The sequence below is a fragment of the Flavobacterium nackdongense genome (assembly GCF_004355225.1).
Taxonomy (GTDB): domain Bacteria; phylum Bacteroidota; class Bacteroidia; order Flavobacteriales; family Flavobacteriaceae; genus Flavobacterium; species Flavobacterium nackdongense.
This window is the reverse complement of record NZ_CP037933.1, coordinates 930036-952909: the sequence shown is the minus strand read 5'-3', so window position 1 is coordinate 952909 and position 22874 is coordinate 930036. Positions and strand designations below refer to the sequence as shown.

21 protein-coding genes are annotated in these 22874 nt (G+C 35.1%); 8 read left to right on the top strand and 13 right to left on the bottom strand.

The genetic code is table 11. The features are described from left to right. Nucleotides 1-11: 11 nt before the first annotated feature. The 6 genes from E1750_RS03655 to E1750_RS03630 form a co-directional block, all read right to left on the bottom strand. Nucleotides 12-1973, bottom strand: coding sequence for a KUP/HAK/KT family potassium transporter (locus tag E1750_RS03655; protein WP_133275465.1), 1962 nt, complete (start codon nucleotides 1971-1973; stop codon nucleotides 12-14). A gap of 121 nt (nucleotides 1974-2094) precedes the next feature. Continuing rightward, complete coding sequence (locus E1750_RS03650) at nucleotides 2095-3381, bottom strand: hypothetical protein (RefSeq protein ID WP_133275464.1); 1287 nt, start codon at nucleotides 3379-3381, stop codon at nucleotides 2095-2097. 191 nt (nucleotides 3382-3572) lie between these two features. Next, on the bottom strand, nucleotides 3573-4025 hold the full coding sequence (locus E1750_RS03645; protein WP_133275463.1) for a sensor of ECF-type sigma factor: 453 nt from the start codon (nucleotides 4023-4025) through the stop codon (nucleotides 3573-3575). Between the two features lie 6 nt (nucleotides 4026-4031). Then, nucleotides 4032-4445: a hypothetical protein gene (locus E1750_RS03640; protein WP_133275462.1), complete on the bottom strand. Its 414-nt coding sequence runs from the start codon at nucleotides 4443-4445 to the stop codon at nucleotides 4032-4034. A 33-nt stretch (nucleotides 4446-4478) separates the two neighbouring features. Continuing rightward, nucleotides 4479-5021: an RNA polymerase sigma factor gene (locus tag E1750_RS03635; protein ID WP_133275461.1), complete on the bottom strand. Its 543-nt coding sequence runs from the start codon at nucleotides 5019-5021 to the stop codon at nucleotides 4479-4481. Between the two features lie 63 nt (nucleotides 5022-5084). Continuing rightward, nucleotides 5085-6194: a GyrI-like domain-containing protein gene (locus tag E1750_RS03630; protein WP_133275460.1), complete on the bottom strand. Its 1110-nt coding sequence runs from the start codon at nucleotides 6192-6194 to the stop codon at nucleotides 5085-5087. A 243-nt stretch (nucleotides 6195-6437) separates the two neighbouring features. Between E1750_RS03630 and E1750_RS03625 the strand changes: the two genes are divergently transcribed. The 4 genes from E1750_RS03625 (at nucleotide 6438) to E1750_RS03605 (ending at nucleotide 10324) form a co-directional block, all read left to right on the top strand. Beyond that, a complete protein-coding gene (locus tag E1750_RS03625) occupies nucleotides 6438-8474 on the top strand; it encodes a dipeptidyl-peptidase 3 family protein (protein ID WP_133275459.1) in 2037 nt (678 codons plus the stop codon). Between the two features lie 229 nt (nucleotides 8475-8703). Further along, complete coding sequence (locus E1750_RS03620) at nucleotides 8704-9087, top strand: hypothetical protein (RefSeq protein ID WP_133275458.1); 384 nt, start codon at nucleotides 8704-8706, stop codon at nucleotides 9085-9087. A gap of 18 nt (nucleotides 9088-9105) precedes the next feature. Beyond that, nucleotides 9106-9576 (top strand): PEGA domain-containing protein, encoded by a 471-nt coding sequence (locus tag E1750_RS03615; RefSeq protein ID WP_133275457.1) that lies wholly within the window; start codon nucleotides 9106-9108, stop codon nucleotides 9574-9576. Nucleotides 9577-9934: 358 nt separating this feature from the next. Then, nucleotides 9935-10324: a pyrophosphohydrolase domain-containing protein gene (locus E1750_RS03605; RefSeq protein WP_133275455.1), complete on the top strand. Its 390-nt coding sequence runs from the start codon at nucleotides 9935-9937 to the stop codon at nucleotides 10322-10324. Between the two features lie 235 nt (nucleotides 10325-10559). On the opposite strand, the gene E1750_RS03600 is transcribed toward E1750_RS03605, so the two are convergent. Next, nucleotides 10560-11627, bottom strand: coding sequence for a branched-chain amino acid aminotransferase (locus tag E1750_RS03600; RefSeq protein ID WP_133275454.1), 1068 nt, complete (start codon nucleotides 11625-11627; stop codon nucleotides 10560-10562). A 275-nt stretch (nucleotides 11628-11902) separates the two neighbouring features. Here E1750_RS03600 and mnmD point away from each other — a divergent pair, with 275 nt between their 5' ends. Next, complete coding sequence (gene mnmD / locus E1750_RS03595) at nucleotides 11903-12574, top strand: tRNA (5-methylaminomethyl-2-thiouridine)(34)-methyltransferase MnmD (protein WP_133275453.1); 672 nt, start codon at nucleotides 11903-11905, stop codon at nucleotides 12572-12574. Between the two features lie 129 nt (nucleotides 12575-12703). Then, complete coding sequence (locus tag E1750_RS03590; RefSeq protein WP_133275452.1) at nucleotides 12704-12901, top strand: hypothetical protein; 198 nt, start codon at nucleotides 12704-12706, stop codon at nucleotides 12899-12901. 36 nt (nucleotides 12902-12937) lie between these two features. Here E1750_RS03590 and E1750_RS03585 read toward each other — a convergent pair whose 3' ends face one another. Further along, a complete protein-coding gene (locus E1750_RS03585; protein ID WP_133275451.1) occupies nucleotides 12938-13879 on the bottom strand; it encodes a LysR substrate-binding domain-containing protein in 942 nt (313 codons plus the stop codon). 104 nt (nucleotides 13880-13983) lie between these two features. On the opposite strand from E1750_RS03585, the gene E1750_RS03580 reads away from it, so the two are divergent. Both E1750_RS03580 and can read left to right on the top strand, forming a co-directional pair. Next, the gene (locus E1750_RS03580; RefSeq protein ID WP_133275450.1) at nucleotides 13984-14457 is read left to right on the top strand and encodes a Dps family protein; all 474 of its coding nucleotides are present in this window, start codon (nucleotides 13984-13986) and stop codon (nucleotides 14455-14457) included. A gap of 80 nt (nucleotides 14458-14537) precedes the next feature. Continuing rightward, complete coding sequence (gene can / locus E1750_RS03575; protein ID WP_133275449.1) at nucleotides 14538-15173, top strand: carbonate dehydratase; 636 nt, start codon at nucleotides 14538-14540, stop codon at nucleotides 15171-15173. A gap of 81 nt (nucleotides 15174-15254) precedes the next feature. Here the strand turns inward: can and E1750_RS03570 are convergent, their stop codons facing one another. From E1750_RS03570 to E1750_RS03550, 5 genes are all read right to left on the bottom strand, one after another. Continuing rightward, entirely contained in the window at nucleotides 15255-16469 is a 1215-nt protein-coding gene (locus tag E1750_RS03570; protein ID WP_133275448.1) for an LETM1-related biofilm-associated protein, read from the bottom strand. A 51-nt stretch (nucleotides 16470-16520) separates the two neighbouring features. Then, complete coding sequence (locus E1750_RS03565; RefSeq protein ID WP_133275447.1) at nucleotides 16521-17090, bottom strand: YdeI/OmpD-associated family protein; 570 nt, start codon at nucleotides 17088-17090, stop codon at nucleotides 16521-16523. A gap of 120 nt (nucleotides 17091-17210) precedes the next feature. Further along, the gene (locus E1750_RS03560; RefSeq protein WP_133275446.1) at nucleotides 17211-17735 is read right to left on the bottom strand and encodes a superoxide dismutase family protein; all 525 of its coding nucleotides are present in this window, start codon (nucleotides 17733-17735) and stop codon (nucleotides 17211-17213) included. Nucleotides 17736-18069: 334 nt separating this feature from the next. Then, nucleotides 18070-18834: a hypothetical protein gene (locus E1750_RS03555; RefSeq protein WP_133275445.1), complete on the bottom strand. Its 765-nt coding sequence runs from the start codon at nucleotides 18832-18834 to the stop codon at nucleotides 18070-18072. A gap of 5 nt (nucleotides 18835-18839) precedes the next feature. After that, a complete protein-coding gene (locus E1750_RS03550) occupies nucleotides 18840-22622 on the bottom strand; it encodes a type ISP restriction/modification enzyme (RefSeq protein WP_165698006.1) in 3783 nt (1260 codons plus the stop codon). Between the last annotated feature and the right edge of the window lie 252 nt (nucleotides 22623-22874).

The window sequence follows — 22874 nt, the reverse complement described above, 5'->3', positions numbered from 1 at the left end:
ACTCAATTTCTTTATTTTATTCGGGTTAAACCGATATTCTCCGGAGCGTGAAGCACCATCGGGAATTTCTCGACTTTTACAGATCCTATGTCTAAGTTAAAGGCACTTTCTTCGGATAAACTCATTTTTTTGATGAAGAAATACGAGTTCATAATAATTTTTTCAAAGAATGTCAAATCGCTGTCGTTCGATAAATATTTTTCAGAAAGAACAAATTTGAAATCGCCAATAATATTGTTTTTATTCAAGGATTCGTATCTACTTGTGACATCCACTTCGCCTTTTTTGACCATATCAGTGATTACTTCCTTGAACATTAAGTTGATTTTTGTCGGCTCTCTGAATCCCAAATTAAAATCGATTCTAAAAATAGTTTTGTCCGCAATTTCAGTAACTTTATATTCTGTTTTGTAGGGTTCATTTAGGATATTTACGTGTACAAACCAATATATATCGGCTCTTTTCGGCCTTTTTCGTAAAATTGAAAACATTACTTTTTCTTCGATTTCGTTGGCCGTGCCTGCGTTTGTCATGTAGATCAGGTGGGTCGTGTATTTTGGAATCGATAGATCATCACTTAATTCCAACAGTACCTTAGTATAGTCATTGATATTGACAATAGTGGTGTAACTCTTGTTGATTTTTTTGGCAAAATACCAAATGGTCATAATCGAAATCAAGACGAAAGCAATCATTAAGGTAACATAACCTCCTTCGGCAAATTTTGTAATATTAGCAATAAAGAAACCGGACTCAATAGCTAAATATATTGTAATTATGGGCACCATAAAATACAGTTTCACTCTTTTTAAAATCATATAATAATTGAGCAAAATGGTCGTCATAATCATACACAAAATAATAGCCAAACCATAGGCGTGCTCCATATTACTAGATTTTTCGAAATGCAGTACGACACCAACGCAACCCAAGAACAATAACCAGTTTATCGAAGGAATATACAATTGTCCTTTCAATTCAGATGGATATTTAATTTTTACTTTTGGCCAAAAATTCAAACGCATGGCCTCATTAATTAATGTAAATGAACCACTGATAAGGGCTTGAGAAGCTATTACTGCGGCTAGCGTTGCGATAACAATTCCAAAGGGTTGAAACCAATCGGCCATGATTAAATAAAATGGATTTCCATTTTCGCCTCCTAGGCCCATAAGCGTTTCTCCTTCGTGATGAATGAGGTAAGCCCCTTGACCAAAATAGTTTGCTATTAATGTTGTTTTGACAAAAATCCAACTGATTCTGATGTTTTTTCGCCCACAATGTCCCATATCTGAATACAATGCTTCGGCACCGGTTGTACAAAGAAAAACAAAGCCTAAAACAAAAAAACCTTCGGGATGAATACTCAATAAGTGATAAGCATAATACGGGTTAATTGCCTTTAAAACTTCAAAATGTTGAATGATTTGAAGTAAACCCAAAATGCCCAACATTCCGAACCAAATTAGCATTAATGGAGCAAAAAAGCGTCCCACTAATTTAGATCCAAATTGCTGAATGGTAAATAAAATGAACAATATTCCAATGACAATAGGGACGGTATCTATCTTTGGGTAAATGTTCTTAATTCCTTCGACAGCCGATGAAACCGAGATTGGAGGGGTGATTATTCCGTCGGCGAGAAGCGCACTTCCCCCGATGATAGCAGGAATTATCAACCATTGAATTTTAGTTTTTTTGACTAAAGCGTATAAGGCAAATATTCCACCCTCTCCGTGGTTGTCTGCGCTAAGGGTCATCAAAACGTATTTAAGGGTAGTTTGTAAGGTAAGGGTCCAAAAAACAGCCGAAATACCACCTAAAACAATATCTGCATTGATGACATGTTGCCCAATAATGGCTTTCATTACATACAAAGGAGAAGTTCCAATATCACCGTAAATGATTCCTAATGAAACTAATAGACCACCTAATGTGAGCTTACTGTGTAAGTCTTTGTGCGAAGTACTCATGAATATTTATATAAAAAAACGTCACAAATTTACTGTTTTAAAATAAATAAATTAATGATAATGAATAAAATAAAAAATCACGGCAGTTACTACCGTGATTTTTGGACCTTTTTATTAAAAATTATGCTCTTCTGTTGCCATTTCTAGAATAACCCGAACTTCCATCTGCGGATGAATTTCTTGAATTAGTATTTTCTTTTGCAGCTTCACTTCTTTGCGGAGCGGCTTGTCTTGGGGTTTCTGCTCGATTTTGAGAATAATCTCGTCGAGTTTCGATTCGCTGAGTATTATTTTCTCTAGGACTTTCTACTCTGTTTTGCGAATAATCTTTTTGCGAGGCAACTTGCCGCGGAGTTTCTACTCTGTTTTGAGAATAATCACGGCGGGTATCTATTCGTGGAGTATTATTTTCTCTCGGGGTTTCTACTCTGGTTTGAGTATAATCCCTTGGCGGACTGGCTTGTCTTGGAGTTTCAACTCTGTTTTGAGAATAATCACTTCGAGTTTCGATGGGTTGCACATTATTTTCTCTTGGCGTTTCCACTCTGTTTTGAGAATAATCACGTCGGGTATCAATTCGTTGAGTGCTATTTTCTCTTGGAGTTTCAGCTCTATTTGGGGAATAACCCACCGTATTTTTTACACTTGTATTTCTGTAATTTCGTACTTGGTCCAACTCATATCGATTACTGACCGCAGTATTTCTTCTGGAAAAAGACTGTTCAGGATAGAGTCGTTCGTATCCATTCGAATGATAATTTTTGTAAACGGATGAGGAATAACTGCTTCTGCGATGCTGCACATAGTTGTAATTATTATAGTCGTAATTGTTTAAACAAATATTTACGTTGTATCGGTATCTAAATGTCGGATAGGTATTCCAAGCATAATAATAATTTGGGTAATAATTCCAATACCAATTGGAGTAGTATGGACGGTAATTCGACATCCAAAAATCGGTATAAATTATTGGTGTGTAGCAATATACAGGTTCGTATATGTAGTTTGGTCCATAAAAATAGGAATTACCAACTACCTGAATATGAACTTTGTTGCTCCTCGTTTTTTCAAGTTCGATTGTAGCGACATCTTGATATAAATCACGATTGAGTACCGACTGAATGATGATGATGTGGGTTCTTTTTTCTACTGTTTCTATGACTCTCAAATAATCAACTTGACCATCATAATTCAAGTCTAAATTCGAAATTTGGAGTTTTGGATCATTCAATCTTCGTTCAAAATCTTGTAGATTTCTGGCATCACCAAAAACGGAGGCAACAAATCTTAAATCTAGATTATCGCTAATTTCTGAATTCATTGCATTGACAATCGTTTTGTTTTGTGCATCTGCAGCAAGTGTTAAAAGGAAGGTAAACACTGCGAATAATAGGAATGGAGTTTTCATAATGAATGATTTTTAGTTGTTATCTTTTATCATTCAATTACTGTGCCAATGCAAATTAGGTAGGGCTTTGATTATGTACTGAGGTTTGTGATATTGCTTAAAATCAATTATTTATGATATTTTTGTTTCAAAAAAAAACCAAGAAAAAGAGATTTCAATTTCTTGGTTTTTAAATAATGTGGAATAAAGTACTATCGTCTTGGGCCTTTATTTCGATATTGTTCTAGTAATTTTTTGTTGAAATCATCTTCTGCTTTTTTCAACTTGATTATTTTCACTGAAGGTAAAATTCCTTTCAGGCTTGTGACGAATTTTTTTCGAATTTGATACAATTCATCCTCGTTGCTTTCCATTTGTGCCAATAGCGCTGCAGCTTCTTTTTCGCTCATTTTGTCTAAATCAGCTTCCATTCGGCCTTTGAAAGCTTTCATTTTTTGATGTCTTAATTCAAATTGTTTGTCATCATAGGCGTTATAAAGAGGCCAAAACTTAGTAGCTTCATCAGCGGTCAATTTCAATTCATTGGTGATAAAACCCACTTTTAAGGCTCTAATTTGCTCTTTTTTTTCCTCCATTTTGGGTTGTGCAAAAGAATGAACCGAAAATATAAGGCAAAATATAAGTATAAGTTTGTTTGTTTTCATGTGCTATTAATTTAAGATGTATTGTTCTAAATTTCTATTGTGTGAAAGTTCATTTTCGAGTGTTTTATCTTCAATATTCATATCGATGTTCATATTCTGAATGTCATCGGAATCCAGTAGATTGACTAAATCAACATCGGAAACTCTGGCGTGATAGGTGAGGTAGTTTTCCATAGTTTCGTCATCAATTTCAGATGAATGTGTATTGAAAGTGAGGTACATTGGAATGGCCAATGCCAAAATTAGAATTGCAGCAGCGGCATACAACCAAGTCTTTCTTCTTGCAAAAATAGAAATTATTTTGGGTTCTTTCTCTGGCAATTGTTGCATTATTTTTGCCGAAAAATCCTCAAAGTAAGTATCGGGAGTTGTAAATCCAGATTTAATTTTTGAATCGGTGTCGAGTTTAAATGTTTTCATACTATTCATAAGACTTTTTCAAAGTCATAAGGTTTAATTGGTGGTCACAAAGGCTTCTATTTTTTTAACTGCAATATGGTAGGATGCTTTCAAAGCTCCCACCGAGGTTCCAAGAATCTCTGAGATTTCTTCGTATTTTAATTCTTCAAAATATTTCATTTTGAAAATGAGTTGTTGTTTTTCGGGTAATAATACAATCGCTTTTTGCAATTGGATTTGAATGTCGTTACCTTCAAAATAGACATCAGCTTGTAGGTTATCGATGGCTTTGTTTTGTAATGCTTCGGATGAAATGCCACTTTTTTTTGCCTTTTGCTTCAAAAAAGTTAGAGCTTCATTAGTTGCAATGCGGTACATCCACGAAAAGAGTTTACTTTCTCCCTTGAATTTTTCAAGATTTTGAAATACTTTTATAAAAGTGTTTTGCAATACATCATCGGCATCATCGTGGTTCAATACGATGTTTCGGATGTGATGGTACAAGGGCTTTTGATATTCCCTCAAGAGTTTTTCAAACGCTGTATTTCGCGTTTTGGGGTGCAATAACTCTTGAATAAAATCTTTTTCCTCTTGCAAAACCGTTGTTTATGGGTTTAGATTATATTTTTTTGAATAGGTTTAATTAGCAAGCTAAAAAAATTAAAATTCCGAAGGCATTTCTTTTTCTTCAACAGGTTTCGGAACCGTTTCTTCAATCGCAGTAGGCGTTATCACTGCGGGTTTATAAATGGGTTTTGGTCTCGTCGGGAAATAAATTTCTGTTTGCCATTTGGATGGGTTATTGCTTTCATTTTTTCCGACAGCATAGATTTCTATTCTAGAAAATTTTGTATCGGTTCTTAAATTATTGGCTTTCAAATAGTCCGATGTTTTCTTCAAGGCTTTACTAAGGTGTGTATAATCCCCTTTCAGGGTTGTTTTTACAGCATCGAACGCTTGTAAAGTGTCTGACATAATTTCGCTGCCTTCTGTAGTAAATATCGGTTCTTTGATGGGGATACAAATGGAAATTTTGGTCAATTCATTGGCGGTATCGTAAGTGTGAAAAATGACGAAGGGTTTGCCAAATACGGTGATATTATTTTTTTTGCAAAAGGTATTGATTTTAGAAAATACTATGTTTTTATTTTTATTCACTTTCGAAAATTCACTTGTAAAAGTTTGTGAAAGATAGAAAGCTTGCAGTTTTCGGACCACTCCATTGACCTTTACATCGTAGGTATTGATTTCGTAAACTAGCCTTTTATCTAGATTTGCTAAACTATTTTCGAAAATAGTGCCAAAAAAATTGGAGCCACCCCCATTGAAAACGTTCAATACTTTTGAAGTAAAACTCATTTTCCCCTTCGCTTTATAGGTCACTTTGGTTTTGCCTAAAGTGTCTTTGAAACTCAACACAAGATCGGCCGAATTTCCGTCAAGTAGCATCGTTTGCATGATACTATCATTTTCTTTCAAATTGATGGTTTTCAGTTCACCAGCCCCTTTTTTCCCGTCCCAGCTACAGAAACCACCTGTTCCGACCGTAGTATTTGAATAATTTATAGTCATGAGCGAATCTTCAACAGCAATGGAGTTCCAATCTTCCCAATTTTTCAAATCATTGGCATAGCTAAAAACGGCAGCTCTCTGAGAATTGATAATCCTACTTCTTTCCACTGTAAATGCCCCCTTTTGGGTCGCTATAAATATCGATAGTGTAACGAGACTAAGCAAAAGTAATAGAAAGAGGTATTTAATAATTCTCATAATCGTTCGGTTAAATTCAGTGGTAAAGTTAGCCATTTTATCATTAAGTTCAACGATAAAAAAAGTAATAAATACGCTCTTGAGGATTCAATTTTTTCACAAAAAGACACAATAGCTGTTACTTTTAGTCAGAAAACATTTTTAATCCTAATTGAAATGAATTTGAGGCGCTTTTTTTTATTAATTATGTAATAAAACGTACATTTGCTAATCGTTTTTTATAAATTAATTAAATTAGTACTGATGAAATTACTTAAAATTGCCTCTGTTTTGATCACGGTTGGCGCGAGTTTTGTTTGCAGTGGGCAAACGGGAAAAACTAAGGATTCAAGCACTTCTGCTGCAACTCCTTTTGAATATGTTGTCGAACAATTTGCCGACATCAAAGTGTTGCGTTACCAAATTCCGGGTTGGGAAAATCTAACCTTAAAAGAACAAAAATTAGTATATTATCTCACGCAGGCTGGATATGCTGGGCGCGATATGGGTTGGGATCAACATTATAAGCACAATTTAAAAATCAGAAAAGCGCTCGAGAATATTTATGTAAATTACAAAGGAGATAAAACCTCGAACGATTGGAAAAATTTTGAAATTTACATCAAAAGAGTTTGGTTTGCCAATGGTATTCACCATCATTATTCGAATGATAAAATCAAACCAGCATTTTCCGCAGCCTATTTTGATGGTTTACTGAAAGCCACAAAAACCAGCTTATCACCCGCAATTGTTGCCATACTTTTCAACGATACCGATGCCAAAAAAGTAAATCTGGATGAATCCAAAGGCTTATTAGAAGGTTCAGCCATCAATTTTTATGACAAAGGGATAACAGCTAAAGAGGTTGAAGCTTTTTATGCTAAAAAAACCAGCCCAGAGCCTAAAAGACCCTATTCTTTTGGTTTGAATTCAAAATTGGTGCGCAATTCGAAAGCGGAATTAGAAGAAAAAATTTGGAAAAGTGGCGGAATGTATGGTACTGCTATTGACAAAATTGTGTATTGGTTAGAGAAAGCGCAAGCTGTGGCTGAAAACAAAAAACAAGGTGACGCCATTGGATTGCTTATCAGCTATTACAAAACAGGAAGCCTAAAAACTTGGGACGATTATAACATCGCTTGGTCACAAGCAACTGAGGGAAATATAGATTACATCAACAGTTTTATCGAAGTTTATAACGATCCTTTGGGATATCGTGGTTCGTATGAAAGCATTGTCCAAATCAAGGATTTCGATATGTCTAAAAAGATGGAAGTAATTTCGAAAAATGCACAATGGTTCGAAGACAATTCGCCTTTGCTTCCTGAAAACAAAAAGAAAAATGTGGTTGGCGTATCTTATAAAACCGTTGTGGTAGCTGGCGAATCTGGCGATTCTTCTCCTGCAACGCCAATCGGTGTAAACCTTCCGAATGCTGACTGGATTCGTGCTGAACACGGTTCAAAATCGGTTTCGCTTGGAAATATTATCGATTCCTATAACAAAGCCGGTGGAAAAGGAAGATTGCAAGAATTTGCGAATGATGCCGAAGAAATTGCATTGGCTGAAAAATACGCCGAATTAGGAGATAAAATGCACACCGCTTTGCACGAAGTAATCGGTCACGCGTCAGGGCAAATCAATCCTGGAGTAGGAACACCAAAAGAAACGTTGAAAAGTTATGCATCGGCGCTTGAAGAAGGTAGAGCTGATTTAGTTGGATTGTACTATGTCTATAATTCAAAAATACAAGAATTGGGTTTGGTCGATGATTGGAAAAAACTGGGAATGGAATCCTATGACAGCTACATTCGAAACGGATTGATGACGCAGCTCATTCGATTAGAACCCGGAGCCAATATCGAAGAAGCCCATATGAGAAACCGTCAGTTTGTGAGTGCTTGGGTGTTTGAAAAAGGAAAAAAAGACAATGTAATCGAGAAGTTGACTCGCAACGGAAAAACCTATTTCAACATTACGGATTATGACAAATTACACGAATTATTTGGACAATTGTTGCGCGAAATTCAACGCATCAAATCCGAAGGCGATTACGAAGCAGGAAAAGCTTTGGTTGAAAATTATGGAGTGAAAGTAGATCAAAAACTACACGCAGAAGTTCTCGAAAGAAACAAACAATTTACCTCGGCGCCTTATAGTGGTTTTGTAAATCCAGTTTTGGTTCCAAAAATGGATGCGAAAGGTGACATTATTTCGATTGAAGTGCAACAACCAAAATCTTTTGCAGAGCAAATGTTGTATTACTCTAAAATGTATGGATTCTTGCCTTTAGAAAACTAGAAACAACAGTTGATTTATAATAAAAGGATGTCTTGATGGCATCCTTTTTTTTTGTAAATTTTCGTAATAAAATTTGCAAATCAACATAACATATTTATATATTTGTTGGATAAAGATTACAAAATATTAATACAAAGTACTGGTCTAATTTTCAATAGATTAATAATTTTCAATAAAAAGGTTTGTATTTTTTTTTTAATTAAAGTTTTAATAAACTAAATAATATTTTATGAAAAGATTATTTATTTCGATGTTGCCCTTTTTGCTTTTGAGTTGTTCGGCAAGCATTACATCAAGTTTTACTACACAAAATAAACCTTTGACAATGGAGGATAAAGTTGCTTTTTTGGACTTATTGCATCAAGTTCCCGAAGGGGCAATAAAACTCGGAGAAGCAAAATATGGCGATAGTGGCTTTTCAACCAGTTGTGATTTTAATTCCAATTTAATTAGTGCACGAAAATTAGCTAGAACAAACGGAGCTAATATTGTTAAAGTTGTACAAAAATCTACTCCAGATTTATGGAGTAGTTGTTATAGAATGACAGTAGAATTTTATTTCTATCAAGGAAATGTTTCAAAATTACCCCAATATCAATTACAAATAAATTAACCTTAATCATTTTTTAAAATGAAAAAATCTATTTTCGCTTTTTTATTATCAACATCCTTATTTTTATCTAGTTGCGCTACAATTGTTTCTGGTTCTAAACAGAATGTAAAATTTGCTAGTAATCCATCATCGGCAACCATTTTCATTGATGAAGTCGAAGTTGGAAAAACCCCGTTTGAAATAAAACTTACAAGAAACAGTGAACATGCTGTTCAAATTAAACTTGAGGGATATCAGACGTATGAAACTACTTTAACGAAAAAATTTAATGCCTGGTACTTAGGAAATATTCTCATAGGTGGAATAATTGGGCTGATAATTGACCCTATTACCGGCGCGATATATAATTTGTCCCCTGATCAAATTAATGCTCAAATGACTGCTGGAACAGTTTTTAATACTGACAAAAAAGGAGTTTATGTCGCTGTTGCATTGCAGGCAGATCCTAATTGGAATAAAGTAGGACAATTAGAAATAGTTGGTAACTAACATTTTTAAAAACGCTAACAATAATAATGGTATTTTGAAAATAATTCTATCCCCTCAGAATATACTTTGAGGGGATTTTTGTTTAAATCTACCTCTTAAAAAATATTTTAATCACAAACAAAAGCACTATAAAAAGAGCAAATCCAATCAGAATTTTGAAATTTCCTCGATAGAATAGTTTGTGCAATTTTGCATCTTTTCTGTAAGCGTAAATCATTGCGATTATAAAAATAATAACAAAAAAACCAGCAAAAAGCATTTGACCTTGACTAAACATAGTTAAAATTTTTTCTGCAAATTTAGGGTTTTGTTTAGTAAAAGTTACTATTTTGCTCCCTCAAATATTCAATTATACAATATGCAAAAACAAATCAATGCCGTTAAGGAATTTCATACTTCATTTAAACTGGGTTACAGCGAAAATCCGATAGCCGATTTAGGAGAATCCAAAAAGAAACTTCGATACAATTTGATGAAAGAAGAAAATGAAGAATATCTAGAGGCTGTTCAGAATAATGATTTAATAGAAATCGCCGATGCTTTGGGCGATATGATGTATATTCTTTGCGGAACCATTATCGAACACGGTTTACAACATAAAATTGAAGAAGTTTTCGATGAAATTCAACGCTCTAATATGAGCAAATTAGACGAAAATGGACAGCCCATTTATCGCGAAGACGGAAAAGTAATGAAAGGCCCCAATTATTTTAAACCCGATTTTTCGAAAATACTTGGAGGAAGTTAGCAAGCGGCAGATTTCAGGTAGCAGTAAAAAAGATAGCAGGTTGCAGATAAAAGAGATAGCTGTTAGCGGGTAACAGATAAAGATAGCAGGTTGCAATAAAAAAGCAGTTAAAAAATGAAATGAATCATCTTTAAACTGCTTTATATAATTTTTATTTGTTCCGAACTGCAATCTAAATTCTGCTACCTGCTACCTGAAACCTGGAATCTGGAATCTGCAACCTGCAATCTGCCATCTAAACTTTAACAGTCCAACCGAAAGTATCTTCGGCCAATTTGTGCTGTATGTTGGTCAATTTTTCTTTAAGTTGACTGGCAACTGAATTTTCTAATTTTGGCAATTCATAATACACCTCTTGATAAGAGAATCCGATGATTGGGTTCACCACAGCAGCGGTTCCTGCTCCAAAAATTTCTTTCAAGCTGCCGTTTTTAGCTCCTTCCACAAGTTCTGAAACCAAAACAGGACGAACCTCAACATTGATACCTTCGCGTTTTGCCAAATCAATAAGACTTTTTCTGGTTACACCATCCAGGATTCTTTCGCTTGTAGGAGCGGTATATAAAGTGTCGTTTATTCTGAAAAAAACATTCATCGTTCCCGCTTCTTCTAACTTGGTATGTGTAGCATCATCGGTCCAAATTACTTGTTGGAAACCTGCTTTGTTCGCTAGATTTGTTGGGTAAAACTGTGCAGCATAATTTCCTGCGGCTTTAGCAGCACCAATTCCACCATTGGCAGCTCTACTATAATGCTCAGCAATTAGCACTTTTACCTCGCCGGAATAGTATGATTTTGCGGGCGACAAAAGAATCATAAATTTATATTCATCCGATGGATTGGCAATTACTCCAGCTCCTGTTGCGATCATAAAAGGTCGGATATACATCGTATTTCCTTTACCTTTTTGAATCCAAGCTTCGTCTAATTTCAATAATTGATTCAATCCTTCCATAAAAATTTCTTCGGGAACTTCAGGCATTGCCATTCTTGTTGCCGAATGGTTGAAACGGTGGTAATTCTCATCCGGTCGGAACAACCAAATACCGTCGTTGTCATCTTTGTAAGCTTTCATACCTTCGAAAATGGCTTGTCCATAATGAAAAACTTTAGCCGAAGGATCTAATAAAAATGGAGCATAAGGTTTGATTGTTGGGTTTTGCCACTCCCCATTTTTGAAATCGCATTCAAATAAATGATCGGTAAAAACTTCTCCAAAATGTAAATTATCAAAATCTACCTCTTTAATTTTTGAAGTTGAAGCTTTGAGTACTTCTATTTTATAGGTTTGTGTTGCGCTCATAATTGGTTATTCTATTTAAACTGTTTTTATAAAAGTCAGATAATTCTATGCTACTGCACGGTTTGCAAAATTAAATAAAAAACATCAAATTAGGTATCAAAAAAATAGTATTTATGTCATTTAACTGAGATTTATTTATTTTGGAATAATGGTGGACTATGTGGAGATGAATTTGTTGAATATCTAATAAATTAGAACCATTCGTGGTAATACCTAAATCGGATTATATTAAATTTGGCTTTTTGAAGTCAAAATAATTAAACACTACTACAATTTTGAAAAGAAATATAGTTCAAACCCGCGATGGCTCAACCACAATCCATATCGAAGACTGGGACGAATGTTACCATTCTCGATTCGGGGCCATTCAGGAAGCACAGCATGTTTTTATAAAAAAAGGACTTTCCTTGTTCGAAAACCAGTCGGTTTCTATTTTAGAAATTGGATTTGGAACGGGTTTGAATGCTTTTATTACTTTTTTGGAGTATCCTAAATTCAAACAAAAAATTACTTATGTTGGAGTCGAGGGCTATCCGGTGACGGTTGAAGAAGCCCAAGCAATGAATTATGTTTCAGAATTAAATGCGGAAACAGAACGGCCCATTTTCGAGAAGTTGCACCATAGTTCTTGGAACGAACCCCATGTTTTGCAGGAAGATTTTGTATTCACCAAACGGCAACAATTTTTTACTGACATCAATGATAGTGCTAGCTTTGATCTCATCTATTTTGATGCGTTTGGATATGATGTACAGCCTGAATTATGGACGGCAGAGATTTTCAATATTATGTATAAAGCATTGAAAAATAAAGGAGTTTTAGTGACTTATGCGGCTCGCGGAGTCATCAAAAGGAATATGATTGAAGCTGGATTTACAGTCGAAAAACTGGAAGGAGCACCCGGAAAAAGAGAAATGTTTCGAGCCATTAAAGAAATTATGGAGTAAAATGCGGTGTATTTCAATACAATAAAAATTTAATATAATTCGTTGTTAAATTTATTCCTAAATGAAAATAAAATTATAAATTTACATCGTTATAGTAATCAGTTCTAACCCCTAATCTTTATTATAATTATGTCTAAAGTAATGTTTGATTACACTAAATCGGTACTTGAAAGAGTGAGTTTTGATGTTTCACTTTTTTGTAAAGAATTAGAAAAAGCGATAAAAACGTTGTTGCCCTACGAAATGGAGTTATTACGAGAATGGTTGTTAGACTTCACCATCGAAAAACCAGAATTGAAACAATGTTTAATAATTGTAAGTAAATAAATGGAAAAGGCTACTCCCAAAAAGAGTAGCCTTTTTTTATTTCTTTTGAATAGGGCTAATAATTTGCACGTTTTGAAAAGTAATTGCGCCTTTGACTACGCCAGAAATGGTGTTACGTAGTGCGTCAATAATATGTATTTTCAATTCGCTTTGCGGATAGATCAAGCTCACCTCGCGGGCCGGTTTCGGCTCTTTAAATTGCCTTAATTTCAATTTGTCTTTTTCATTCAAATCCAAGGTGTGCAGGTAGGGAAGTAGCGTGGTGCCTAAACCCTCGTTAGCTAATTTTACCAGGGTTTCAAAGCTACCGCTTTCTAATTGAAATGAGTTTTTAACTCCCGGACCCTGATTTTTGCATAAATTCAGAATGCCGTCTCTAAAGCAATGTCCGTCTTGCAAAAGCAATATTTCATCAAGATTCAAGTCAGCAATTTCTATTTCAGATTTTTTAGAAATGCTATGATTTTCAGGAATATAAGCTACGAATGGCTCGTAATACAGAACAATTTCTTTGATTTTTTCATCTTCTAGTGGGGTTGCCGCGATGGCAGCATCGAGATGACCATTCTTCAATCGAGTGATGATTTCGCTCGTATTCAACTCTTCGATAATGAGCTTTATTTTTGGATATTTTTTGATAAAATTATTCAAAAACATAGGCAAAATGGTAGGCATAATAGTGGGGATAATACCAATTCGAAATTCTCCTCCGATGAATCCTTTTTGATATTCGACAATATCTTTGATTTTCCCCGCTTCATTGACGATGTTCTTGGCTTGTTCTACAATTTTTTGACCAATGGCTGTCAGTTGAATCGGTTTTTTACTTCTGTCAAAAATCAAGATGTTTAGTTCTTCTTCGATTTTTTGGATTTGCATACTCAAGGTGGGTTGGGTTACAAAACATTTATCGGCAGCTAGAGTGAAATTTTTATGTTCGGCTACGGCCAAAACATACTGAAGTTGAGTAATCGTCATTGTATAGTATATTATGATGCAAAGATAAAAACAATCAATTTAATTTATAGAAAATATGGCCGTCTTATTTTTAACTTTACAATATTTAACTTAAAATACATCGTATGAAACTGAATAGTATTGGGTTACCAAGTGCAGAAGCTGAAGTTTTGGCAGCTGAATTGAATGTTTTACTAGCCAATTTTCAGATCTATTATCAAAATTTAAGAGGATTGCATTGGAATATTCGCGGAAAACGTTTTTTCGATTTGCATCTTAAATTTGAGGAATTGTATAACGACAGCCAATTGAAAATCGATTTGATAGCCGAGCGCATACTGACTTTAGACGGCGTTCCGTTGCATACTTTTGAAGATTACATCAATAGTAATCAGCTCGAAGTTGGAAAAAACATTCATAACGATGAAAAAGCGATCGAATTGATAGTATCATCTTTGTCTAAATTGCTCTCGATCGAAAGAGTTATCTTGAAGAAATCAGGCGAAATCGAAGACGAAGGTACAAATTCGATGATGGGCGATTTTATTGTAGAGCAGGAAAAAATGATTTGGATGTTGAAAGCTTGGCAGCAAGAATGATAATTTTATAAAATATTTAGCTAGCCACTTGGTAAATTTAGCCTATTTTTGAAAAAATAATCAATTTTTAGTTTACCAGCATGAGCGAGTTCTATGAAAAAATATTAGAAAGAAATAAAAAATGGGTAGAGGATTCACTGGCTTTGGATCCGAATTATTTCCAAGATTTAGCCAAAGGACAATCACCACCATTACTTTGGATTGGCTGTTCGGATAGTAGGGTGCCTGCCAACGAAATTATTGGCGCCAAGCCTGGCGAAACTTTTGTTCATAGAAATATTGCCAATATGGTCATTCATTCTGATATGAATATGCTTAGCGTTTTGGATTATGCGGTCAATGTTTTGAAAGTAAGACATGTTTTGGTTTGCGGTCATTATGGGTGCGGTGGTATCAAAGCGGCAATGGGAAATGATTCAGTGGGTTTGATCGACAACTGGATTCGACATATTAAGGACGTATATCGTTTTCATCAACTAGAATTGGATGCTATCGAAAACGAAACCGATCGATTCAATCGATTTGTAGAACTGAATGTAATAGAGCAAGTTTATGATTTGGCGAAAACTTCAATAGTACAATCGGCTTGGAAAAAAGGGCAAGAATTATCCCTGCACGGCTGGGTTTACGGACTGAATTCGGGTTATGTAACCGATTTGAACGTTAATTTTAGCTCTGACAAAGACCTATCAGATGTATACCAACTCAAGTTTTAAATAGACAAACATACAAGAGTAGCCGCAAATTTGCCTCGAAAAGGGTCAATTTGTGGCTTTCTTTTGGGTTTCCAGCATATATTAGTCCTCATTTTCAAGGTTCTCATTAAAAGAGGATGGTAACAAAGTAGGGATAAATTTTATAAAAATTGGCAAAAGCAAACTTCCTCCGGGTAGCAAAAATATAGCCAATGAGGGTATCGATTTGCAAATATCTAAAAGTTGTTTTCGGACTTTTTTCTTTTCTTTTTCACTCAAGTCTCGTCGGGTAGAATAGGCGAGTAGGACCATCAATTCCTTGCTTTCGAGGATTTCTTTGACCAAACGATTTTTGTTTCGACTGATGAGTTTCAGTACAGTTTGGGTAGTTTGGTCATAAAAATGTTTGACCGGATTGGAATAGTTGAAGTACGGAATTTCTTTTTGATATTTTGTAATAAATTCATTGGTAGCATAAATGCTTTCGGATACAAATTCATCTGAAACTTCTAGTAATTCGGCCAATTTATACAGAAAATAGGCTTCATTTTTTTCGATAATTCCATCACTCCACAAGGCCATTCCCGCCATATCGATCAAATATAATTGCTCTAATTCGTAGGTGAAATAATCCAATTTCAATTCGTCCATACCGAAACTTTGAGACTGCACATCGACTTTCGAAAATTTGCTGTATCGAACGGATGATTCAAATAGTTTGATTACTAAATCATCGTATTTTGATTTATTGGTTTTAATTTTTAATGCCAATGACACGATACTCACAATCGCTTCCTCTAATTTTTTCAAATATTTATCGGGTAGGGTGCCGTGAATCAAGTATTGACGAAAAGCCAAAACATCTACAAATAGTAAAGCGTTGGTAACGATATGCGAAAAATTTTTGCTGATGATATCTACATTGGTTTGCACGCGGCTGTCTATAATTTTTTCTAAACTAAGAGAAGCTGAGCTGCCAGGCAACACCATTTTGAACCAATTAAAACTTTGCGGATTCATTTCGTTATAAAATGCTCCCGCCTTCAACACAAATTTTTCAGGATTATTTTCGTTGGTGGTCAGCCGAAACATACCGTACAAATTGTTGAGCAAGGCAAGTTTTGAAATCTCAGTTTTCAGCCAACCTTTTGTGGCTATCGCAACGGGCGTATTGAAGGAAACTATATGACCATAAATAAATCCGGTTGCTCTTATGGCCTTGTAAAATGGTATGGGATTATTCTCAACCTCAGGCAAGGCAGTGTTTTGCTTTACAAAATATTTGTCTATCCAGCCGTGGGTCGAAGGGTTAATCATTGCTTTGGTTTGAATTGCAAAGCTAGGATTTTTTGGGAGTTAGTCGAAAAATTATACTCTCGATTTTTTATTTAGGGCACAAAATTTTATGATTTCGGTGATTCTAAAGTTTCGAGTTTCTTCTCTTTTGGCCTGATTGAGCCAATATAGATAGCTTTTTCTGTAGGATGGGCTAAAATTTTGATAGTTTGCAAAAGCAATTTCATTTTGTTCAAATGCTGCTTTTAAATCTGCATGAATAATCAAGTCTTCAACAGCATCCAAGGAATTCCAAGAGCCATTTTGTTTTGCCAGTTCGATTTTTTTCAGCCCACTTTCGTGAATGAGATTCTCTTTCAGGAGTTGTTCGATATAGGTTTTGTTGAGTTTGCTCCAGACACTTTTATCTTTTCTGGGCGAAAACACTTGTTTCCTTCGTGCTTCATCTATTTTTTTTACAGTCGAATCAATCCAGCCGTAGCAAATAGCGACCTGAACGGCTTCTTCCCAACGCATGCTTTCCATTTCGCTGCTTACTTTGTAGAAAATGAGACAAATACCAGTTGATGTAGCATGGTTTTCGTGCAACCATTCGCGCCATTCTTTGGCATTTTTAAAATAGTGCAGTTGTTTTTTGTCCAAATGTTTAGAAGTTATTTGACACAGATTTGCTTCAGCAGTTCACTATGGCTCGGGTCAAAGAGTAGCAAAAATTAATCTGCGAAAATTGGTAAAATCTGTGTCGATATAATCGTTGTTGAATTACTTAATTATTGCCGAACAAGCGACTCTAGCGCCCGCATTTCCGGCAGGTTGAGAAACAAAATCATCGGCGCCTTGATGTACGATTAATCCTTTTCCAATTATGTTTTTAGTAGCATCTTCGCCGCCAATAGACCACTCCTCTGTAGTTAATGTAATAGTTCCGTTTCCTTTTTCATCGGCAGTAAAGTTGCCAATATCGCCTTTGTGGTGTTCGCCAACTCCCCATTGTCCGTGTTTTTTGAAGGTGGGATTCCAATGTCCTCCAGCCGAACTTCCGTCAGCCGCGGTGCAATCGGATTTTTCGTGAATATGAATGGCGTGAATTCCGGGTTTAAGACCCGATAGTTTGGCTACAAAAGTTACTTTGCCTTTCTTTTCGGTGAATGTGGCAGTTCCTGTGACGTTGCTGTTGCTTTTGGATTCGAAAACAAGGTTCAAAAATTTAGAATCTGTTGTGTTTTTTGTTTTGCACCCAATGACTACGGCAATAACAAGTACGATAGCGATGATTATTTTTTTCATAGTATTTGAATTAAATTGTTTTACAATATTAATAATAAAAGTGATGCAAAGAATTAATCTTATCTTAAAATCGATTTGGTTTTTTAGTGCTGTAATTTCATACTGCTGCTTGTTTCAACTTTGATAACTGCAGGCCTCTATTTTTCATACACTATTCATACACTATATAGGGCTTTGATGGGGCTTTGGCTAGGCTTTGATATGGAGCAAAAAATGACCCTGACCCGTCCTATGACTCGTCCTAAAATACAGTTTTTTAGTCATTAACATAAATCAATATGAAAATAATATTACGCTCTTTTTGATTTAATATGATTTACTTCCTATGTGTTAATTATTCCGTATTTAAGAATTTTGACTTTGCTTCAAATATTGTTTTTTTTAAAAAATTTAAATTTTCTTCACATTCTTCTATAACTTGTGAAATTGAATATTCGGAACCTTCACCTAATACTAAAGTGTATTTTTTAAACTTCATGTTTTTCATATCATCTTCTGTAAGGTTCTGCTTTCTTAAAATAACTTCTTTGTGATATTCTCTAATTGCTAAATCAATCATCCCTTTTCGAATTTCATCAAGACTAGTGTCGTTTGAATTATCATACTCTAAAGTAATATCTAAATCGTTAAAGTCTATATCTGTAATTATTTCATAACTTACAATATTATCTGGAATTCTAATATCGATTTGCTTACCTACAGAAATCACACTTTCTATCCTTTTAAAGGAAAAGTCATTATTTATTTTACTATAAGTCACTAATTGAGGATAAAAATTCCCTTCTTTTTGGTTTTTATTCCTGAGATTAAGAACTATTTTGGCAAATTTATTTGATTTTAATGTTTCTTGTATTTCTTGATACCATTCATCAAATCCTTCAAATTTGTTTTTAAATACTTTTTGAATAATGAAAGTCACACTTCTACTAGAATTTACAAAAGAATTTAATTCATATCTGAAATTCATCAGATATTTTTTTTTTGTAATATATTCTTCTTCATGTCCCTCATCAAAGAGGATTCCATATTTTTTCAATCGAAAATAATGATAATTTGCTTCATTCCATTTATCAGTAATACTATCTAATCTTTTATCCATATTAATTACATTTCAATTGTATCAATTTCTTTCATTATTCTATCCGTTTCGCTTAATGCCACGATTATTTTTTGATAGTGCAAAATGTCCTCGTAACTCAATTCTCGTTCCTTGCGGTCTTTGAGCCATTTTTGAGCAGGTTGGTAACCACCTATGTAAAAGTTCCAAGCGACTTCAGGAACGTTATCAAAATACTGGGTCTCGTTGATATACACTTTTCCGAAATTCCCCTCCTTCGGAGGGGTGCCTGCAAGGCGGGGTGGTTTACTATAATTATCTTTGATAAAATCCTCTAAATCAGTAATGGCTTTCATCATATTTTGCAAAACATCAATTACAGGTATTCTGAATATTTTTAAACCTAAAGATTTCAAATAATCTTCTCTTACTTTGTCATATTCTTCTTTAGTGTCGTGGCTTGGCCCGTCAATTTCGATGACCAATCCTAGTTTTTTCACATAAAAATCGACTATATAATTGCCTATGATGCGTTGTCTGTCAAAATCAATATTGTGAAATTTACCCTTGTGTACTTGCATCCAAAATAAAACTTCCGAAAGATTTTCGGCATAGCGAAGTTCTTTGGCACGTTGTTTTAATGCTGGATTGTAGGGTAAATCTATAATGGTGTTAAAATAGATTGGGGTATTATTTACCACCCCGCCCGTTGGGCACCCCTCCGGAGGAGGGGAATTTTCGAAACGAGGTTTTCTTACCACATTATCGCCATCTTCGGGATATTGTGTGATGTACTTTTCGACGATAGGACTTTCTAATAAATGAATTTGGCGCAGTTCGCCACCTAAAGCAACTAATTTATAAAAGACATCTCTATCAGTTGGATAGGGAACACGGGGAAAATCTATTTTCAGAAACTCTTTGTATGTCGAACGGTAGGTTGGCGAATGCAATACGGCATAGATATAGTCTAAAAGGTCTATAGGTGCAAATTCCTTATGAACCACCCCGTCCTGCGGACACCCCTCCGAGGGAGGGGAATTCAAAATAGGGGTGGTTTTTTCGTTGGTGAAAGTCAAACCCAAACCTGCTGCAATTTGTTTTACAATTTCGGGATTGAGGTTGGGCGTTCTTGTATTGGTTTCTAATAAGTTTTGTTGCGAAGTGGTTTCGGGGTAGAGGTAGAGAGGAAAAGTGTTAACGCTATCTAATGATGACGCTAGGTTTTTATCTGTAATTTTATTGCTTAAAAAATAAACATGTGAATCAATTGATCTGCCTAGTTTGCACAAATTTAATCCAATATTATCTCCTTTGAGAAAATGTTGCATAACATCATTTCTTGGATAACAATGGAATCCTTTCGATTTACCTGTGAAAAAAGTCCATTTTTCATCAAAAGGACGGTATGAAAATTTAATGAAAAAACCTTTATTGGGATAATGGGTTAGTAAATCCTTTCGGGCTAAATTTACTTGCCAATCTCTTACGTCTTTTCCTAAGTTATATTTGGTTCTCGCAGTTTCATCATCTAAATTTAAAAAATCTTCAATTGTTTTTCTTACATCTTCTTTTGTATTATGTATAGTAAAAGCATCTCTTGCCGTAACTATTCCTATATTATTTAAATTAAATAATTCATTTATTTTGAATCCCTTATTATATATTTTCTCTACATCAAAATCTTTTTTTACCATAAAATACATTGGAGATTTATTGGTTAGATGCTTGTAAGGAATTTTATAAATATCATTATCCTTCAAAAAATCATACTTATATTCTCTTTTGCCATATAAATCAAAATGAAAAGTATTGCCTAATTCTTCGTTTCCCTTTTTTCCAGTTTTTACAAATAAATTGATAGAAACACCTTGCATAATATCGAATACATTTTGATCAATAGAGCCGTCGGGAGAAACTTCTTTTTTTGTTGAATTACCGTGCAAATCTATTGTGTAGATTTTATCAAATGATTTTAATAAATTCCAACGCATCCCTCTAAAAGTTGGATTGTCTAGAAATCCGTGTGGGTTAATAAATGCTAAAATACCGCTACCATTTTTATCAATAAAATGTTGACCGAAACGAATAAACTTCACGTAGTCATCATTTATCCATTTTGAATTCTTTTCTTTTAATTTTTCTTTACCGCCGGGTTCTTTTTTATAATCTTCCATCAGGTTCATAATCCATTCGCCTTTATTGCTGCTCTCACCACTATACGGCGGATTTCCCATAACCACCATTACGGGCGCATCACGTTTTATGGCGTTGGCTTGGTCTGCTTCGTCTGAGAGCCAAGAACTAAAAAGGGTTGCCGTGTCGGGGTGTGCTTCTTCGAGGGAGTTGGTCAGGAAAATTCTAAACCGTTGGTCACCACCCCGTCCTTCGGACACCCCTCCAGAGGAGGGGAATTGTTGCGGTTTATATCCTGTTTCCGTTAAAAGCATATCTATTTTGAGGTGTGCCATTGCATAACTGGCCATTAGCAACTCAAAACCGTTCAATCGAGGGATTAAATCATTGGTTACATATTTGCTCCAAATACCTTGTTGTCCTTCGAATTTTTTGTAAATATGTCTTACCACCTCGGCAAGAAATGTTCCTGTTCCTGTTGCGGGATCCAGAATTTGTACTTTGTGTACTTCCTGTTCGTGTTCTTGTTCGCCAATAACAATAGATTTGTTTTTGGACCGGTTGTCAAATTTTTGAACTTTGGTTTTTATCTTTATTTTACTAGTGTCGGCTAAACCTTGTGGTAAATCGAATTCGGTTTTCAGGATATCATCAACGGCACGAACTATAAAATTCACCACGGGTTGCGGTGTGTACCAAACGCCACGGGCTTTTCGCAAAGCGGGATTGTATTCGCCCAAAAAAGTTTCATAAAAGTGAACCACAGGGTCTTCTTGTTTGGTGCTTTTACCAAAGTTTTTCATAATCTGCGCCACATCACTTGCAAGGAATATGGTCACTAATTCCTCTACAATCCAATCCAATCGAGTGTCTAAATCGAACCCCGCAATGTCTTGAAACAGTTTGCGTAAAAAGGGGTTACTCTTTGGGATTAATTGTGAGGCTTCCATTCGGGAAAAGGTCGGCAAAGTGGGGTCGTGATACCGTGCGGCAAACATCCCGTAAGCAATGGTTTGGGAGTAAATGTCGGCAAAGGATTTATTGTCTATATCGTGAATCAGCATTTGTTGAAACGACAACATTTGCGATTTGATACTGGAACGAATGCCTTGCTGGTCGTCATAGTTCAATGACTTTTCGATTACATCGGCCATTAATTTGGCTTTTCCTGCCATCATTTGTGCCAATTTGGTGGGTGACTTGATGGTTTGGGATACCGTTAAAGCAAAGTTTTGTATTAGGTGGGTAAACTGTTCGAAATTTTCGGGAATGGGAACGATTGTTGTTAATTCCCCTCCTTTGGAGGGGTGCCCATCGGGCGGGGTGGTTTTTTCTATTCGTGCAATGGCTATTTTGGTTATGAACTCGCCATCTTTGTAAAAATGAAAATCTAAATAATCGGTAAAAATCAAATTGGTTAACCCCGATTTGTATCGGTCAAATTGTTCCTTTAGTTTTTTGTCTTTTAAATCGACTCCAATATCTTTAGCCTCGATATAACCAATTGGTACATCTTTGCGAGTTAACACGTAATCAGGTGCGCCACAATCTACTCTTGCGGGTTCGTTAGTGACTAAAATATCGGGCAAAATGGCCATTATCAAGTTTTGCAAATCGCCTCTGTAGGAGTGTTCTCTTGCGTTACCAGTAATGTAAAGGGTGTTTATTTTGGTTAAATATTGTGGTATGGTCATTGGTTTCTTTTTGAGATTTTAAATGTAAGAATAATATTTGGAAAACAAAAAAAGGTATTGCGATATTATCAATAAAAAAATGTGCGATTTTGACTTTTTATTGGAAGAAGTATAGGGTTATTGCAGCAGTAAACCTTCATCATAGCGTAGTGCTATTGATCTAATTTTCTCGCAATAAATGTTGTCTAAACCACAAAATAGAATACTTAAGTCTTTAAAAATTAAGGTTTATATAATAGTATTTTCTCGTTT